This is a genomic window from Comamonas sp. Y33R10-2, from assembly GCF_019355935.1.
Classification (GTDB): domain Bacteria; phylum Pseudomonadota; class Gammaproteobacteria; order Burkholderiales; family Burkholderiaceae_C; genus Comamonas.
Window position 1 is genome coordinate 2,444,902 of sequence record NZ_CP079925.1, and the last position, 16,717, is coordinate 2,461,618.

The following is a 16,717-nucleotide window of genomic DNA, read 5'->3' on the forward strand; positions in this document are numbered from 1 at the left end:
ACCGTCACTTACCCAAGAAGGGACAGCAAGCAAGCGCCGCCGCGCAGCGAGGCTGTCGTCCCCCTCCCGAAGAGAGAGGGGGGAAGCGGCACAGCCGCTCAGGGGGAGCCTTCAGTTCAACGCCATGCTCAAACGGCGGCGATAGCTGTTGACCATCGCTGTCGCCTCGTCTTGCTCGGCAGTGTTCTTGCCCAGCAGCTCAATGCCGCCAGCGGTCTGGCCGGGCACAGCGTCTTGCTTTTTGGGCTTGGGAGGGGTCAGCAGCTCCAGCACGGCAACAATCAGCTTGCGCGCCGCCTGCTCGTTCCAAGTCTTGTCGCGCATGATGATTTCTAGCAGCTCATCCATGGCATCTGTCCACTGGCTGTGGACCAGCAAAGCGCGGGCACGGCCAAAGCGCGCATCAAAGTCGCGCTTGTTGGCCGCAATGGCCGCGTCGTATTGGGCAATATCGGAATTGCCATCCGCCATGGCAAATTCCAGCGCTTTGAGCCACTGGCTCAGCGCTTCAAAGCGCAGCGGCTGGGGAATGCGCTTGATGGGCTCGGCCAGCAAGGCCTTGGCTTCTTCAAAGCCGCCCGTGGCGATCAGCAGGCGCACATAGTCAAAGCGGGCATCATCGTTGCTCGGGTCAGCGGCCAGTGCATCAGCCATTTTTTGCAGCGCGGCGGGAGTGTCGCCAGACTCCAGCAGAGCTTGGGCTTCATCCGCATTCGCTTCAGAGGCCATTTCTCCTTCAGAGGGCAGGTGCTTGTCGAGGAACTCGCGCAGCTTGCCTTCGGTCTGAGCGCCTGTGAAGCCATCGACAGGCTTGCCTTCCACCATCAGCACGCAGGTGGGAATGGAGCGAATGCCAAACATGCTGGCCAGTTGCTGCTCTTGGTCGGAGTCGATCTTGGCCAGCTTGAAGCGACCTTCATAAGCTGTTTCTAGCTTTTCCAGAATCGGGCCCAGCGTCTTGCAGGGGCCGCACCAAGGTGCCCAGAAGTCCACCAGCACCGGCACCTGCATGGATGCGGCTATGACTTCGGCTTCAAAATTCTCGATGGTGATGTCAATCATGTGATTCCTAATGCTCTTGGTGCGCTTCTGGTGCGCTCTGAGTGCGCTGCCGCAGGGCTGCGGCGCTATGCAGCGATTCTCCATGCAAATATGCACCGGCAAACTATAGGCCGCTGAGGCTCAGGTCTTTGCTGCATAAGTAGGAGCAGTTAGGCTTTGCCATCAGTGCATTAGCAGCAGGTTTAAGCCAAGAATCAATATGCCACTAGGACTTGTCGCTCTTGTTTTAAGACTAAGTGCTTCATCCGCCGCGATGGGGCACTGGCTGCCGCCTCAGCTATATTGCTCACAACCCAAGGAGCGCAGACTTGATTGAAGTTTCACAACTGGTGTTTGAATACCCCGGCCACCGCGCACTCGACGGCGTGAGTGTCTCGATTGGCGCAGGCAGCGTCACCGCACTCGTCGGGCCCAATGGCGCAGGCAAATCCACGCTAATGCGCTGCATCGCAGGGCTGGATCAGCCGCTGGCGGGCCAAATCCGTGTCAAAGGCCTATCCGTCGAAGAGCAGCCGCGTGAGGTGCACAAACACCTTGGCTATCTGTCTGATTTTTACGGCCTGTACGACCGCCTGAGCGTAATGCGCTGCTTGCAGTACGCGGCCCTGTCTATGGGTGTGGAGGCCAGCGCTGCCGCGACGCGGGTGCAAGAAGTGGCCGCCCAACTAGGGCTGACGGATTTGCTGCACCGCCACCCCACCGAGCTGTCTCGCGGCCAGCGCCAGCGCGTAGCGATTGGGCAGGCGATTGTTCACCAGCCCAGCGTGCTGCTACTAGATGAACCGGCCAGCGGGCTAGACCCCGATGCACGCAGCAGCTTGTCGCAGCTGTTTCGCCAGCTGCAGGCGCAGGGCATGACGCTCATCGTCTCCAGCCACATCCTGAGCGAACTCGACGAGTACTGCACCCATATCCTGAGCATTCGCAACGGGCGCATTGAAAGCCATGAGGCACTGCACAACACGAATAACGCGAACAATGCGAGCAACGTCAGCAGCGCCAACCAGCCTGCCGCCCAAGAAGCACAAACCCAGCTTTATGCCCTAGAGGTTGTGATGTCGCCCGGCGCCGACTTTGAAGCGCGCTTGCAGCAAGCCCTGCAAAACATCACGATGCAGGACTTTGATATCACCGGCAGCCGCCCCATTCAGCTATGGCTACCCGCCTCGCCACCAGAGCGTGCAGCTTGGTTGAGCCGACTGGTACAGGCCGGCATTCCCGTTGCCTCTCTCACCCCCGTGCGCGAGCGGCTGCAAGACCGCTATGCCCGCACCGTGCAGGCCAGAACAGAAGCGCCCCAAGCTGGCGACAACAAGGAGCAAGCATGAGCGCCGCCCGCAACCCCGAATTTCAGCGCCAGCTGTGGCTGAACTGGCGCCCCTCCCTGCTGGCATGGAGTCTGGGCCTGAGCCTGCTGATTTTGGCCATGCCGCTGGCCCTGTCCTCCGCCAAAGACTTGCCCGGCTCCTTAAGCATGACGGCCATCGCCGGCGTGTGGATCGCCGCCGTTGTCTACGGCTGCGTACTGGCCGGACGCAGTCTGGCCGAAGAAGCCAGCCAAAACACCTGGGACTGGCAGCGCCTGTCTGCCCTGTCACCTTGGCAAATGGCTTGGGGCAAGCTGCTGGGCGCAGCCCTGCCCGCTTGGCTGTATGTGATGTGGTTTGCCATTGCCTCAGTCGCCATTGGCGCGGTGTGGGCGCTGCCCGTCAAAATTCATCACACCATCGCTTTGGCAGTGCTTTGGGGACTGGGTTTGCAGGCATGGGCCATGAACTCGGTGCTGATGAGCTGGGGCCAGCAAGACCGCCCCGTCAACCGCAGGCGCTCTGCCCTGCTGCCTTTGCTGCTCTTGTTTTTCATACCCGGGCCCTTCATTAGCCATGTTTACAAGAGCTTGGTCGACAACAGCACCGATCCCGTGCTGTGGTGGGGCATGGATGTGGGCGGGCTGGGCCTGGCCTATTTGGCCGCTGCTTTGGTGCTGAGCTTGGGCCTGCTGGGCCTGTGGCGCCAGCTGTGTACGCGACTCGATGTGCGCACCCTGCCTTGGGCTTGGCCGCTGGGTCTGGCGCTGACGGGCTTTTTCTCTGCTGGCTCGCTGAACATGGGCACTGCCGCCTTTTTCAGCAGCACTGCTTGGATTGCCTTGATTGGCACCGCCTATGTGGCGCTTCAGCACATGGACCAGCATCTGCGCGCCTGGAGGCAAGTGCAATGGTCCGCCAGCCGCCAACGCTGGCGCGAAGCGCTTGAGGCGCTGCCGCTGTGGCCCGTCAGCCTGCTGCTGGCTTTTGTGGCTGCCGCCTTGCTGCGACTCACCCCCGGCCACTTTGAGATTGAAATTGCCGGCGCACTCAGCTCCTTTACCTTCTACCTGTGCCTGCAACTGCTGCGCGACTGCCTGATGCTGACGGGCTTTGCCCTTCTGGCAGGCAAGCTCAAATCGCCTTTGGCCTCGTTTGTGATTGCTTGGTTGATCCTGAACTTGGCCGCGCCGCTGCTCGCTTATGGCGTGGGCGGCAGCGTCGGCGCCATGTGGGTGCAGCCCGTCATCGCCCTATGGGCAGACGTAGGCAGCAGCGCTGACAACGCTAAAGGCTGGATGAGCTATGTGCCTTGGGTGTCTTTGAGCCTGCAGGCTTTGGTCGCTCTGGGCTGGGTCGTTCACGTCTTCAAAGACCGCGTGCTGGGCTTTGCACGCGACAACGCGGCGGCCACCAGCTAAGCGCTTACTCAGGCGCTAATTGCGGGCCTTACCCGAGTGCGAATTTGGGTGCCAAAGTGACTTTGCACGGGCGGTGATGACCTACCGCCGCCCGGCCCGGCAGCAACACCGTAAAATCAGGGGTTCCACTAGGCCGGGCAGCAGAGCCCTGAAGAACATGAACCCCATCCAAGTTGGCGTAGTCATGGGTTCCAGCAGTGACTGGGACACCATGCAACACGCAGTTGCCATCCTCGAGCAGTTCGGTATCTCTTTTGAGGCCAAGGTCGTATCGGCCCACCGCATGCCCGACGACATGTTCCGCTTTGCCGAAGGCGCAGCCGATCGCGGCATCAAAGCCATCATCGCTGGCGCTGGCGGCGCTGCCCACCTGCCCGGCATGATTGCCGCCAAGACCACCGTGCCCGTGCTGGGTGTGCCCGTGGCCAGCCGCCACCTGCAAGGTGTGGATTCGCTGCACTCCATCGTGCAAATGCCCAAGGGCATTCCTGTGGCCACATTCGCTATCGGCACAGCCGGCGCGGCCAACGCGGCGCTGTTTGCCGTGGCCCTGCTGGCCAATGAAGACCCAGCCCTGCGCGCCAAGCTCGATGCCTTCCGCGTGGAGCAGACCGAAGCCGCCCGTAATATGACGCTGCCGGTGAACGAATGAGCACCGCCAACAACAACGCCGTAATCCTGCCGGGAGCCACTCTCGGCGTGCTCGGCGGCGGCCAGCTAGGCCGCATGTTTGCGCACTCCGCGCAGGCCATGGGCTACTTCACCGCCGTGCTGGACAAAGACGAAACCAGCCCCGCCGGTTTGGTCAGCCACCACCACATCCGCACCGGTTACGAAGATGCGCAAGGCTTGGCAGAACTGGCCCAGCTGTGCGCCGCTGTGACCACTGAGTTTGAGAACGTGCCCGCCGGCAGCCTGAACAAGCTCGCTGAGAGCCTGCCCGTATCGCCCGCCGGCTCTGCGGTGGCGATTGCCCAAGATCGTCCTGCAGAGAAGGCCCACTTTGTGAAGTGCGGCGTGCCCTGCGCGCCTTACGCCGTGATCGAAACGCCTGCGCAACTGGCCGCCGTCAATGACGCGCTGCTGCCCGGCATCTTGAAGACGGCCCGCATGGGCTACGACGGCAAGGGCCAGATCCGCGTCAAAACCCGCGAAGAGCTGGTTAAAGGCTGGGCTGAGCTGGGCAACGTGGCCTGCGTGCTAGAAAAAATGCTACCGCTGGCACACGAATGCTCGGTCATCGTGGCGCGTGGTCGTGACGGCAGCATCGTCAACCTGCCCGTGCAGCGCAATCTGCACCGCGACGGTATTTTGGCCGTGACCGAGGTTTACGAAGGAAATCTGCCTGCAGTCCAAGTAGAACAAGCCATAGCCGCTGCAAAATCTGTAGCGCAAGGCCTGAACTACGTAGGCGTGCTATGCGTAGAGTTCTTTGTGCTGGAAAACGGCCAGCTCGTGGTCAACGAGATTGCACCGCGCCCGCACAACAGCGGCCACTACAGCCAAAACGCGCTGGATGTGTCGCAGTTCGACCTGCAAGTGCGCTGCATGACCAATCTGCCGCTGGTGCAACCGCGCCAGCACAGCGCCACCATCATGCTGAACCTGCTGGGCGACCTGTGGTTCAAGAATGGCAATGCAGCTGCGGCTCCGGCGTGGGACCAAATTCTGGCTCTGCCCGGCGCCCATCTGCACCTGTACGGCAAGGTCGATGCCAAGCGCGCCCGCAAGATGGGCCACTTGAACATCACTGCTGCCACGCCCGAAAAAGCGCGTGAAACCGCTTTGAAGGCCGCTGAAATTCTGGGCATCGCGCCCTTCTAAGGAAGCATTGTGATTTTGGATGGAACGCTGGACGCCTCGGTACAAGCTGCTGCTGCGGCCTTGCAACAAGGCCAACTGCTGGGCCTGCCCACCGAGACGGTTTACGGTCTGGCCGCAGATAGCGACAACGACGCTGCCGTGGCGCAGATCTTTACCGCCAAAGGCCGCCCGGCCAACCATCCACTCATCGTGCATGTGGCAGACGCTGACGCCATCACCCGCTATGCCAAGCAAGTACCGGTCTTTGCCCAGCAATTGATCGACGCTTTCTGGCCCGGCCCGCTGACCCTGATCCTGCCACGCCTGCCCCATGCCGCCAAGGCCTCCACCGGCGGCCAGAACAGCGTGGGCCTGCGCTGCCCCTCGCACCCGGTGGCGCATGCCGTGCTGCTGGCCTGCCAGCAGTTGACGCCGCCGGTGTGGGGCGTATCGGCCCCCAGCGCCAACAAGTTTGGCCGCGTCAGCCCCACCACGGCAGAGCATGTGGCCACCGAGTTTGGTGACGACCTGCTGGTGCTGGACGGCGGCGCTTGCGAAGTCGGCATTGAATCAACCATCATCGACTGCACGCGCGGCGTGCCCGTGCTGCTGCGCCCCGGCTCCATCACACGTGACGATATTGAACGCGCCTGCGGCATGAAGCCGCTCTCAAAAGAAGAGCTTTCAGTCAATACACCACGTGCATCTGGAACGCTTTTGGCACATTACGCACCCAATGCCAAGGTGCGTTTGATGGACGCCAAGCAGCTGCAATCCGCGCTCGATATTTTGGGCAAAGATGGCAAGAACATTGCCGTTTACCACCGCAGCGCGTTGAAGTCGGCATCCCCCGCCATTCATCTGCGCGCCATGCCCCAGCAGGCGCTTGGCACTGCCCGCGAGCTGTTTGGCACGCTGCGCGACTTTGACGAAATCGGCGCCCAACTGATCTGGATTGAAACCCCGCCCGACACCGCAGACTGGGAAGGCGTGCGCGACCGCTTGCAACGCGCAGCGGCCGCTGGCTGAGAACCGTCTTAGCTAATTTCCCAATAAAGATACAAGTTTTTATTCGTTTTCTTTATTAGCCATCCTCTCTAACCTTGGCTGCTTCAAAGCAATCTCTAAGGTTAGATCATGGCAACCCGTCGCGACGCGCTTGGCAAGCTTCTCTCCATCAGTGCTGCATCTTTAGGCTTGGCCGCTTGCTCCCGCTCCGATCAGCAAGCCAGCAGCGAGTCGAGCACCACCGCAAAAAACACCAAGGTCGTCCCCTTCAACTACCCGGACAACCCGTCATTCGACCTGATTTATCTGGCCGACCGACTGGGCTACTTTGAAGGCAGCTCCACCCGTCCCAACTACGTGGGCAAAGTGGCTGCGCCGCAAATTATTCCACTGGTAGGCACAGGCGACATTCACTTTGGCGCACGTATGGTGCCGCTGGTCATCTCCGCCATTGCCGCAGGTGCTGACATGAAGGTTATTGCCGCTGGCAGCAAGACACTGCAAGAAGCCCCGCACATGAAGTATTTTGTGCGCAAGGACTCTGGCATCCGCACCCCCAAAGACTTGGAAGGCAAGACCATCGGTTTCAACAGCTTTGGCGCTTGCGCTGAGTTTGTCTCCAAAACCTATTTCCGCGAACATGGGGCTGACGTCACCAAGATCAACTTCTTGGTCGTACCCGACAACCAAAACGAGCAGGCGGTGCTGGGCCGCAATGTCGATTTAGCCATCATCCACCCGCCCCATTCTGGCGGTGCAGAGGCCAACCCTGAGTTGCTGCGCCTGTGGAGCGACTACGACCTCGATCGCGGTCTGGGCGGTATGTCTCCGTATAGCGTGAACGGTAAATTTGCACGCGAGAACCCGCAAGTCGTGCGCGACGTGGTTACCGCCATTGCCAAAGCGGGCAACTGGGTCAACACCCACACCGATGAAGCTCGCCAGTACACAGCTGAACGGCTGGGCATGGATCTCAAGCATGTCGAGCGCTACGCCTATGTGGACGACCAAATCATCACCGAACCACCCATTCAGTACTACATCGACATTCTGGAGCGCGAAGGCAAGCTAAAGCCCGGCAAAGTCGCCGTCAAAGATGTGTACACCAACGAGTACAACATCTTCGCCAAAGGTTCTGTCGCATGAGCCAGCCCACGATCAAGAACGCCATCAAGATTCAAGCGCGGAATGTGGGCATGGATTTCGCCATTGCCGACGAGCGCGGTCGCAAGCAGCAAATCTCAGCGCTGCAAGACTTCAACCTCGACATTCGGAATGGCGAGTTTTTCACCATTTTGGGTCCCTCGGGCTGCGGAAAATCGACCTTTCTCAATGTGCTGGCCGGGCTGGCGCGCAAGACCAGCGGCAGCATCCACATTGACGGGCAAGAAGCCAGCGGCATCAACCGCGAGCAAGGAGTTGTCTTCCAAGGCTATGCGCTCTTTCCTTGGCGCACGGTGCTAGAGAACATCGAAGTCGGTTTAGAGATTCGCAAAGTCGCCAAACGCGAACGCCGAGAAACGGCCGAGCATTTTGTCAATCTGGTGGGGCTGGACGGCTTCGGCCACCGCTACCCGCATGAGCTGTCAGGCGGCATGCGCCAGCGCGTGGCTATTGCCCGCTCACTCGCATATTCGCCCAGCCTGCTGCTGATGGACGAGCCTTTTGCCGCACTAGATGCGCAAACGCGCGAGATTTTGCAGTCCGAATTGCTGCGCATTTGGGAGCAGCAAAAGACCACCATCGTCTTCATCACCCACAGCTTGGACGAGGCAATCTTCCTGTCTGACCGCATTGCCGTGATGACGCACCGCCCCGGTCGCATCAAAGCCACCCTAGACATACCGCTTGCGCGCCCGCGCCCTGCCGAGGTGCGCCATTCCGCCGCCTTTGTGCAATTGCGCGAAAAAACGTGGGAGGTACTGCGCGACGAGGTGGCTTTTGCCAGCGGCCACCACCAGCAACCGCTGGCACCGCTGCTACCCACCGCACCCGACTTCAATTTGGCCTTGCGAGGATTTGCCATATGAGCCAATTGGCCTCCCCCCAGACATCAAGCTCCACCGTGAGCCAACCCAAGCAAAAGTTTTGGGTTTTCAGCCTCCTATGGTTAGAGCGCACGGCTTGCGTGCTCCTATTTTTTGCGATTTGGGAGTTCTTGCCACGGGCGGGCATCGTCAACTCAGCCTTTCTCAGCCCACCCACAGATGTCGTCATCGCCATTGCCGATTTGATTCAAAGCGGCCAGCTCAACAAGCACATCGCAGCCAGCTTGCAGCGCTCGCTATCAGGCTTGTTGCTGGCGATTGTGGTGGGCGTAGGACTTGGGCTTTTAATGGGCGTGGTGCGGCGATTCGAGGCGTTTCTCGACCCCTTGCTTCAGCTCTTTCGACAGGTCTCGGCGCTGGCCTTGTTCCCGGTGTTTCTGCTGTTTTTCGGCATTGGTGAGACCTCCAAAATCGCCATCATTTTCTGGGCCGCTTTCTGGCCTGTGCTGCTCAACACCATCAGCGGTGTCAAGCAGGTTGAGAAACTGTTGATTCACTCGGCCCTGTCTATGGGAGCCTCTCAGCGCTTCATTTTTTTCAAAGTCATCTTGCCTGCAGCAGCGCCCTCCATCTTTACAGGCATACGTTTGGCTGGGGCCTATTCCATCACCGCTTTGGTGGCTGCTGAGATGATTGGATCACACGCGGGCTTGGGCTTTCTGACACTGAACTCGCAAGAGATCTTCCAAATCCCCAGCATGTACGCAGGCATTGTTTTGCTGGCGCTTTTAGGGCTGGCTCTGAACTATGTACTGGCCTTGCTAGAAAAGCGACTAACGCGCTGGCGCAGTGGGCTGGAGTTCCATGAGTAAGCAGCCCGCCAAGTCGCTATGGGAAACCAGTCTGCTAGGCCTACTGGCAGCAGTTGGAGGCTTGGCTTTTCTCTGGCCGTCGCTGCCAGCTCACCCCAGCAATGCAGCCCCTGGCCACGTGCTGCTGCAAGCCCAAGCAGCGGGTGTGCTCAGAGTAGCTATGCGAAGATACTCCCGCCCCTCGTTGCCCAGCGATCCACTGCCACCTGAGCCCGACAGCTATGACGAAGCTCTGGCCAATTGGCTGGGGCAATTGCTCAACGTACCGATAGAAATCGCGTCCGCCGAAAAGGCAGATCTGGTGCTGGAAGGCATTGCCGAACAAGAGCTGCCATCCAGCGCGGCGAGCTATCTGCCTGAAGACTTGCAACTGCTCACCTTAAAGCAACAAACGCCCCAGTGGGTCCACATTGCCCCTGCTCAATGGCCCTGGCGTTCTTGGCTCAAAGCACTCGCGCCTAGCAACCAGCTCACCAACCATCCACAACCCACGGTTTGCATTGGCATCGGTCAGGCCTCGCTGAGTTCTTTGCAAGCCCACGGCCTGCAACCCATGCCAGCGGCTTCCAGCGTTCACGCCATCAGCGATTTTTTGGCTGGTAAATGCCATTTACTGGCGGAATCACCCAAGGTCATCAACCGCCTTTTACAGCAAGGCAGTTGGCGCTTTTACGCCCCTTTGGGCAAAAGCTTTAGCCTGCCAGAGCCTGCGCTTATTCGCCTCAAGCAAAGCGATGCGCAATCGGCCCAATGGTTAGAGCGCGCAGTGAAGCAATGGCAGCGCAGTGGCCTACAACAGCGGGCACAAGACAGCCGCGTCAGCACGATTGCTCTAGAGGCTTCGCTGCTGGAAGACGGCGCTATTTGCCATTAATGCACTGCCCCGCAAGCACTCCGCCAGCACCCACTCCACACATTCATTTTTATGTTCTCAAGTCATTTCAACGACGCCCTCAGCGCTCTAGCAAAAACTGCTGCCCAACGTGACCGCCAAGGCGGTCATGCCGCCAAAGAAAAAGCCTTGCTGCGTGATGCAGGCCTGCTGCGCTTGGCCATTCCCGCCAAGCATGGCGGCGATGAGCGCAGCTGGCCCGATATCTACCGCCATGTGCGCGCCTTGGCTAATGTGGATAGCGCACTGGCCCATGTGCTGGCGTTTCACCAGCTCCAAGTTGCCACGGTGCTGATCTATGGCACGTCCCAGCAGCAATGCACTTGGCTGCGCCGCACGGTGGACGAAAGCGGCTGGTGGGGCAATGCGCTCAACCCTCGTGATGCTCGGCTACAAGCCACGCCTTCACCCTCACAACTAAGCCAAGACGGCTATGTTTTGAATGGTCCCAAAGGATTTTGCTCTGGCACGCGTGGCTCGCATTACCTGACCGTTTCCGCACGAGTCAATAACCATGTACAGCCCGTTCTCGGCTTGCTCGAAACCGCCGCGCCGGGCATTTCCGTCAAAGACGATTGGAACCCCATGGGCCAGCGCCAAACCGATAGCGGATCGGTGCAGTTCACCCAGGTCAAACTGCCTTTAAGCGCTGTGATGCGCAGCGAGCATGCCGAAACCACGGCCTTTCACACGCTGCGCAATTGCTTGGCGCAACTGGTGCTGGTGAACCTGTTTGTGGGCGTGGCTCAAGGTGCCCGCAATCAGGCCCGCGACTATGCAATCGCCCATGTCAAACCATGGCAGGGCTCTGGAATTGAAAATGCGACCGATGACCCCTATCTGCTGCGCCGCATGGGCGAGATGCAGGCCCAAATTTCAGGCGCAGCGCTGATGGCAGACCATGCCGCCAGCCTGCTGCAAAACGCTTGGCAGCAGGGCGAAAGCTTGACCGCAGCAGGCCGCGCAGAAGTGGCCGTCGCAGTCTTTGAAGCCAAGGTCATGGCGCACCGCTGCACGCTGTTTGCGACGCAAGAAATGTTCGACGTTGTTGGCTCGCGTGGAACACATGCAGACCTCGGCTTTGACCGCTTCTGGCGCAATGTGCGCACCCATACTCTGCACGACCCGTTGGACTACAAGTTGCAAACGCTAGGCCGCTGGGCCGTGCATGGGGAAGAGCCTTCAGCGCACAATTACAACTGAGGTGACTCCAACTGAAGTGGCAAAAAAACCGGGCCAAGGCCCGATCTTCATACCGCAGCACGAACGCGCCTCAAGGCAGCCAACCCTTTTTTTGCAGTGCAGCTTTCATGATGACGCTCATTTGCTCATGGCCGTATGGCGTGGGGTGGAAGGCGTTGGAGAACATATAGCTCTTCCACCAGTCGGCACCGGTTGCACCAGCAGGAGCATTCGTCGCAAGCTGGCTGGCAGCACAGTTGTAGATGTCTGCGCCCACGCCCAGCACCGAGCACACAGGCAGCGTTGTATTGGCATAGCCATATTTACCAGGGTTGCTGACCTGATCCTTAAAGGAATCGTAGAAGTTCACCAACTCCACACTGGTTTCGCCCTTGACGGCCTCAGCCAGCGCGGTGTTAAAGGCCTGCACCCAGCCATTAAACACCTGAGCGAGCGTGGCGGCCATTTCTGGCCCTGCATTGGTTTCAATCTGCTTTAAGACCGCTTTAAATTGCGGGGTCATCGTGATGGCTGGCACGTTCAATATCGCCACGCGCTTGGCACCCTTGTCCAGCCATTGAGCCTTGAGCGATGCTGCCAGCAGCTTGGCCACGTTTTGCATATACAGTGCGCCCGCCTCAATCTGGCCTTTTTCGCCTTGCGCGAACAGGGCATCCAAGGTCGGTGCATCGATGGCCGAGGCCAAAAGCAACTTAAAGGGCTGAGCGTTGCTGCCCCTGAGCACAAAGTATTCCACCAGTGTGGCTGCATCGTTGGAGCCACCGGCTACCAGCAGTAAATCATCAGCCGTGACGCCCGCCGCGGCTGCATCCTTGAGCTGCTTGATGATGGATGTGGGCGTGGCAATCACATTGCCGCTTTTGTCATCTACCGGATTAATCTTCGCGCCGCCAATGGCGTAGTTGGTACAAGCCGCATCTTCGGTATAACCCGTCATGGCTGCAGAGCCACTGCGGTAATGCGGGCACAGATCGATCTTGTACTGGGCAGCAATGCGCTCAGCCCAGACCTTGTAGGGCTTGCCATCGGCATCATTGCCTTGCACCGTGAATTTAAAGCCCAGCGTGCCGCTGTCTGAGAGGCTGTCGCCCACGACTTTCACAGACTTGATGGCTAAAGCAGGTGCAGGGGTAGGTGCTGGAGGCTCATCAGATCCGCCGCCACAAGCGGACATCAGACCTGCTGCGGCCAACATCATTGCCAAAAGTTTGAATTTGCTGGTCATCTCTCGCCTCCAAGTTCACGGCCTATTTCTTGATGAGCAGAATTATCCAAGGCACCGCCGCTCTCAATATTGCAGTTTCAGCAAGCGATCGACGAATGCTCAAACATTACTGCGCTGCAGTCCAGTCCACCAGCGCATCCCATGCGGCGCGGGCGGCTGCGGCATTGGCGTGATTGGCCATTGCCACCAGCACATAGCGCTGGCCGCTGACGCCATCGACATAGCCCGCCAAAGCGGTCGAATCACGCAAAGAGCCTGTCTTCAAGTGCGCCGCGCCCGCAAATTTGCTGCGGCTGCGGCGCAGGGTTCCATCCACGCCGACGATGGGCATGGAGGACACAAACTCCGGCATCACCGGGGACGCCCATGCGCTTTGCAACATGCGGCCCAAACCGTTGGCGGTAATGCTGGCGTTGCGGCTCAGGCCGGCCCCGTTGTCCACCACAGGCTGCTCAACATTGCCAAGCCGTGCCGTCCACCATTGCGCCAGCGACTGGCGGGCTAAATCAAAATTAGTCGCCCCGGTGCGCTGCATGCCTAAAGTGAGCAACACATGCTGGGCCATGATGTTGTTGCTGTATTTGTTGACGTCGCGCACCACTTCTGACAGCGCGGGCGACTCCAGCTGCAACGCGCTTTGCAGGCCTTGCGGCACGCTGCCATCACGCACGCTGCCGGTGAGCTTGCCGCCCAGCTCGCGCCACATGCCTTCCATCGCTTTGGCCGCAAAACGCTCGGGCTGCGCCGGGGCGATAGACCAACTCTTGTCGCCGCAACTAGCCGGGTAGCTGCCATTGAAGGCGATGCGCTGCGGCTTGGCCATGTCCAGCTGCATCTTGCTGCGCCAGTCGCCGCAATCAGCATTAGGAGCAGCAAGTCCAAGTGTTTGCTGGTTATCCATGCCAAACATGGGTGGATCGTATTGAATACGGGCAACGCCAGCTCCTACATCAGGAGCAATATTCACGGCCACCGCTTTGTAATTAATCAGCAGCGCATCGGGCGATGCGTTGTAGGGGCGCCAAGGCTCATTGTCAAAACCGGCCGCATCGTGCGCAGGGAGCTGGAAGGCACTGCGGTCCAGCACGATATCGCCCACGATGACTTTGATGCCCATGCCTTGCAGGCGGCGCAGCATCAGCCACAGGCGCTCCACCACCAGTTTGGGGTCCCCCTGCCCCTGAATGTAGAGATTGCCGCGCAACGCGCCATCGACCACCGGCCCGCCCAAATATACGGGCGTGCGCCACACATAGGCGGGGCCAAGCTGGTCAAGCGCCGCATAGGTGGTCACCAGCTTCATGACGGATGCCGGGTTCATGGGCTGCTGCGTGCGCCAGGCCAAGCTGGGCGCGGTTTTGCCATCCACATTCATGACCAGCAAAGACACGGCTTCGCGCGGAATTTTGGCGCGCTGCAAAGCAGCTTCAACCGCTGCGGGAATGCGCGTATCAGTAGGCTGTGCTTGGCCGTAAGAGGTCTGAGCCAGCAGCGCCAGCAAAGGAGCGCCCAGCGCAGCGAGGGTCTTGCGAAGAAAGGTGGGGGTCAGCAGCATCGCGCAAGTCTACGCCGGGCTTTGACAATGGCAGCGGCAAGATAGCGGCGGGCGGTCGATAATGTCAGCCTCCCTTTGCCAGCCCGTGCAGCACGAATAGCGCGCCAACCCCATGCGGCTGGCCGCCCCGCCGAACATGAATCTTCTCGCCATCGACACCAGTACCGATACCTTGTTTGTTGCCGTCCAGCATGGTGATGCCATCTGGCAGCACAGCGGGCCGGGTGCGCAGCAGTCATCGGCTCAGTTGCTGCCTGCTATTCGTCAGTTGCTCAAGGATGCGAACCTCAGCTTCAAGCAGCTCGACGCCATCGCCTTTGGCCGTGGCCCCGGCTCCTTCACGGGTCTGCGCACCGCCTGCGCCATCACCCAAGGTCTGGCCTTTGCTGCCAAGGTGCCGGTGTTGCCCATTGATTCGCTGCTGACCGTGGCCGAAGAAGCCCGCCACCTGCATGGCTGCACCGAGGTTGAGGCCGTGCTGGATGCGCGCATGAACGAGGTTTATCACGCATCGTTTCGTTATGTCGATGGTCAGTGGATTGAGCCCGAAGACTTTGGCCTCAGCGCGCCCGAGGCGCTGGCGGTAGCAGCCGACATGACCGTGGCAGGCAACGCCCAGCTCATTTATCCCGAGCTGCTGGCACCCGCTGCCCGCCATGTGCGCGCCATGCCCACCGCCACCGCCATGCTGCGACTGGCCCCGGCGCTGTTGGCAAAAGGCTGCGCCGTGCCCGCCCACGAAGCACTGCCCCGCTACATCCGCGATAAAGTGGCAAAAACCACGGCAGAGCGCGAGGCAGAAAAAGCCGCCATTGCCGCCGCCGAGACAGCTGCGGCATTAGTAGCCACCCCCACCGACAACGCCGCTCAAGCGTAACAACGACTCTTGCATGACATCCCCCAGCAGCTCCATATCGCCCCAAACCGGCTCCGGCATGGATGAAGCAGCATCTTTGGTGCATTTCGAGCCGCTGTCGGCACTGTGGTTAGACATATTGCTCCCGATTGAGGAGCAAGCCTATCCCCACCCTTGGTCGCGCGGCAACTTTCAAGATGCCATGGTGGCCGGCAATGAGATTCAGCTGCTGGTCGATCACAAGCACCAGCTGCTGGGCTACTTTGCCGCTATGTCCGTGCTCGATGAGGTGCATTTGCTCAACATCACCGTCAACCCGGCCTATCAGCGCCAAGGCTGGGCGCGCGTGCTGCTGGATGCGCTGGCCCTGTGGGCGCGGCAAAAAAATGCGCAGTGGATCTGGCTGGAAGTGCGCGAAAGCAATGAACGCGCCCGCGAGGTCTATGTCAAGCACGGCTTTACTGAAGTGGGCCTGCGCAAAAACTACTATCCCAACCCCAACGGCCCGCGTGAAAACGCTGTGCTCATGAGTCTGAAACTATGGCCCTGAACCTAGACACCCGCCAGCGGGCCATGCTCGAAGCGATGGGCATCACCGTCTGGCTGCCCGAAGCTGTAGAAACCGCTGTGGCGCTGCAGACCAGTGCGGCCATTGCGGGCACCGAGCTGCGGGCGGCAGAGCCTGCGCCTGTGATGCGAGCAACTATTGCTACACCTGTTGCTGCGCCTGCCGCCGTGCCCATGCCTGCCCCTGCGTCGGTTGCACCTGCGCCGCAATCAGCAACGCCAGCGCCTGTTGCCGAGCCTGCCCCGGCCCGCGCCCCTTCTGCGACGCCCACGCCTGCAAGGCCACCAGCCCCCATCCTCTCCAGCCACCCCCGCGAGCCGCATCGCTTTGTGCAGCAGCCCGCCGCAGGCCCGGCTGGCGAGCCCGGTTTAGGCTGGACCATCAGCCCCGCGCAACTGGTCTACCCGCACGCACCGCAGCATGTGCAGGCCAGCGAGCAAGGCGGCTGGTTGATTTTGCTCGAGCCTGCGGCCAACCCGCCCCTAATCAGCCCGGCGCAAAAGCCCACGGCCGATAGCGCCCAGACCGCGCTGCAAGGCGATGCGGCCCGCCTGCTGGACAACATGCTGCGGGCCCTCAAACTGCAGGAAAAGCCGCGCGTCTTCAGCGCCGCCCTGCACCGTGCACCGCCCGATGCCGATCTGAGCCACGCCCAGCCACTGCAACCCGCGCTTGAAACCCTGCTGCGCGAGCTGCGCCCTGAGTGCGTGCTGGTGCTAGGCCTTGCCAGCGCCCGCGCCGTGCTGGGCCGCCACGATGCGCTGGGCCGCTTGCGCTCTGAGCCGCACCGCATTGCGGGCGTGCCCACTATCGTCACCTACGACCCCAATTACCTGCTGAGGGCACCGCAGGCCAAAGCCGGCGCTTGGGCTGATTTGGTGCAGGCCAGCGCTTTTACAAAGCCGGTGTGACCTCCCAAAGACAAGCCCTGCTTACCCACTCCCCCATGCACGTTGC

Annotated in this window: 16 protein-coding genes; 13 read left to right on the forward strand and 3 right to left on the reverse strand. The window is 60.4% G+C overall.

What is annotated here, in order from left to right:
* Positions 1-111 precede the first annotated feature (111 nt).
* Positions 112-1,062, reverse strand: a complete 951-nt coding sequence (gene trxA / locus KUF54_RS10890) for a thioredoxin (protein WP_219342852.1) — start codon at positions 1,060-1,062, stop codon at positions 112-114.
* 308 nt (positions 1,063-1,370) lie between these two features.
* On the opposite strand from trxA, the gene KUF54_RS10895 reads away from it, so the two are divergent.
* From KUF54_RS10895 to KUF54_RS10940, 10 genes are all read left to right on the forward strand, one after another.
* Positions 1,371-2,390: an ABC transporter ATP-binding protein gene (locus tag KUF54_RS10895; RefSeq protein ID WP_219342853.1), complete on the forward strand. Its 1,020-nt coding sequence runs from the start codon at positions 1,371-1,373 to the stop codon at positions 2,388-2,390.
* Positions 2,387-3,790 carry a hypothetical protein gene (locus KUF54_RS10900; RefSeq protein WP_219342854.1) on the forward strand — a complete coding sequence of 468 codons (1,404 nt, stop codon included), beginning with the start codon at positions 2,387-2,389 and terminating at the stop codon, positions 3,788-3,790. The genes KUF54_RS10895 and KUF54_RS10900 overlap by 4 nt, the downstream gene beginning before the upstream one ends.
* A 157-nt stretch (positions 3,791-3,947) precedes the next feature.
* Entirely contained in the window at positions 3,948-4,442 is a 495-nt protein-coding gene (purE, locus tag KUF54_RS10905) for a 5-(carboxyamino)imidazole ribonucleotide mutase (protein ID WP_219342855.1), read from the forward strand.
* Positions 4,439-5,614, forward strand: a complete 1,176-nt coding sequence (locus tag KUF54_RS10910) for a 5-(carboxyamino)imidazole ribonucleotide synthase (protein ID WP_219342856.1) — start codon at positions 4,439-4,441, stop codon at positions 5,612-5,614. Before purE ends, KUF54_RS10910 begins: the two co-directional genes overlap by 4 nt.
* A 9-nt stretch (positions 5,615-5,623) precedes the next feature.
* Entirely contained in the window at positions 5,624-6,622 is a 999-nt protein-coding gene (locus tag KUF54_RS10915) for an L-threonylcarbamoyladenylate synthase (RefSeq protein WP_219342857.1), read from the forward strand.
* Positions 6,623-6,730: 108 nt separating this feature from the next.
* Positions 6,731-7,747, forward strand: a complete 1,017-nt coding sequence (locus KUF54_RS10920; protein WP_219342858.1) for an ABC transporter substrate-binding protein — start codon at positions 6,731-6,733, stop codon at positions 7,745-7,747.
* Entirely contained in the window at positions 7,744-8,631 is an 888-nt protein-coding gene (locus tag KUF54_RS10925; RefSeq protein ID WP_219342859.1) for an ABC transporter ATP-binding protein, read from the forward strand. The genes KUF54_RS10920 and KUF54_RS10925 overlap by 4 nt, the downstream gene beginning before the upstream one ends.
* A complete protein-coding gene (locus KUF54_RS10930; protein WP_255576038.1) occupies positions 8,628-9,461 on the forward strand; it encodes an ABC transporter permease in 834 nt (277 codons plus the stop codon). The genes KUF54_RS10925 and KUF54_RS10930 overlap by 4 nt, the downstream gene beginning before the upstream one ends.
* Positions 9,454-10,335, forward strand: coding sequence for a hypothetical protein (locus KUF54_RS10935; RefSeq protein ID WP_255576040.1), 882 nt, complete (start codon positions 9,454-9,456; stop codon positions 10,333-10,335). The genes KUF54_RS10930 and KUF54_RS10935 overlap by 8 nt, the downstream gene beginning before the upstream one ends.
* Before the next feature lie 51 nt (positions 10,336-10,386).
* Entirely contained in the window at positions 10,387-11,556 is a 1,170-nt protein-coding gene (locus tag KUF54_RS10940) for an acyl-CoA dehydrogenase family protein (RefSeq protein ID WP_219342860.1), read from the forward strand.
* A gap of 70 nt (positions 11,557-11,626) precedes the next feature.
* On the opposite strand, the gene KUF54_RS10945 is transcribed toward KUF54_RS10940, so the two are convergent.
* Entirely contained in the window at positions 11,627-12,781 is a 1,155-nt protein-coding gene (locus KUF54_RS10945) for an SGNH/GDSL hydrolase family protein (protein ID WP_219342861.1), read from the reverse strand.
* 106 nt (positions 12,782-12,887) lie between these two features.
* Positions 12,888-14,336 carry a D-alanyl-D-alanine carboxypeptidase/D-alanyl-D-alanine-endopeptidase gene (dacB, locus tag KUF54_RS10950; RefSeq protein ID WP_219342862.1) on the reverse strand — a complete coding sequence of 483 codons (1,449 nt, stop codon included), beginning with the start codon at positions 14,334-14,336 and terminating at the stop codon, positions 12,888-12,890.
* 136 nt (positions 14,337-14,472) lie between these two features.
* On the opposite strand from dacB, the gene tsaB reads away from it, so the two are divergent.
* From tsaB to KUF54_RS10965, 3 genes are read left to right on the forward strand one after another with little or no spacing between them, the layout of a single operon-like run.
* On the forward strand, positions 14,473-15,213 hold the full coding sequence (tsaB, locus tag KUF54_RS10955) for a tRNA (adenosine(37)-N6)-threonylcarbamoyltransferase complex dimerization subunit type 1 TsaB (protein WP_219342863.1): 741 nt from the start codon (positions 14,473-14,475) through the stop codon (positions 15,211-15,213).
* Positions 15,214-15,226: 13 nt separating this feature from the next.
* Positions 15,227-15,742, forward strand: coding sequence for a ribosomal protein S18-alanine N-acetyltransferase (gene rimI / locus KUF54_RS10960; protein ID WP_219342864.1), 516 nt, complete (start codon positions 15,227-15,229; stop codon positions 15,740-15,742).
* On the forward strand, positions 15,733-16,671 hold the full coding sequence (locus tag KUF54_RS10965) for a uracil-DNA glycosylase family protein (RefSeq protein WP_219342865.1): 939 nt from the start codon (positions 15,733-15,735) through the stop codon (positions 16,669-16,671). The genes rimI and KUF54_RS10965 overlap by 10 nt, the downstream gene beginning before the upstream one ends.
* The last annotated feature ends 46 nt before the right edge of the window (positions 16,672-16,717 follow it).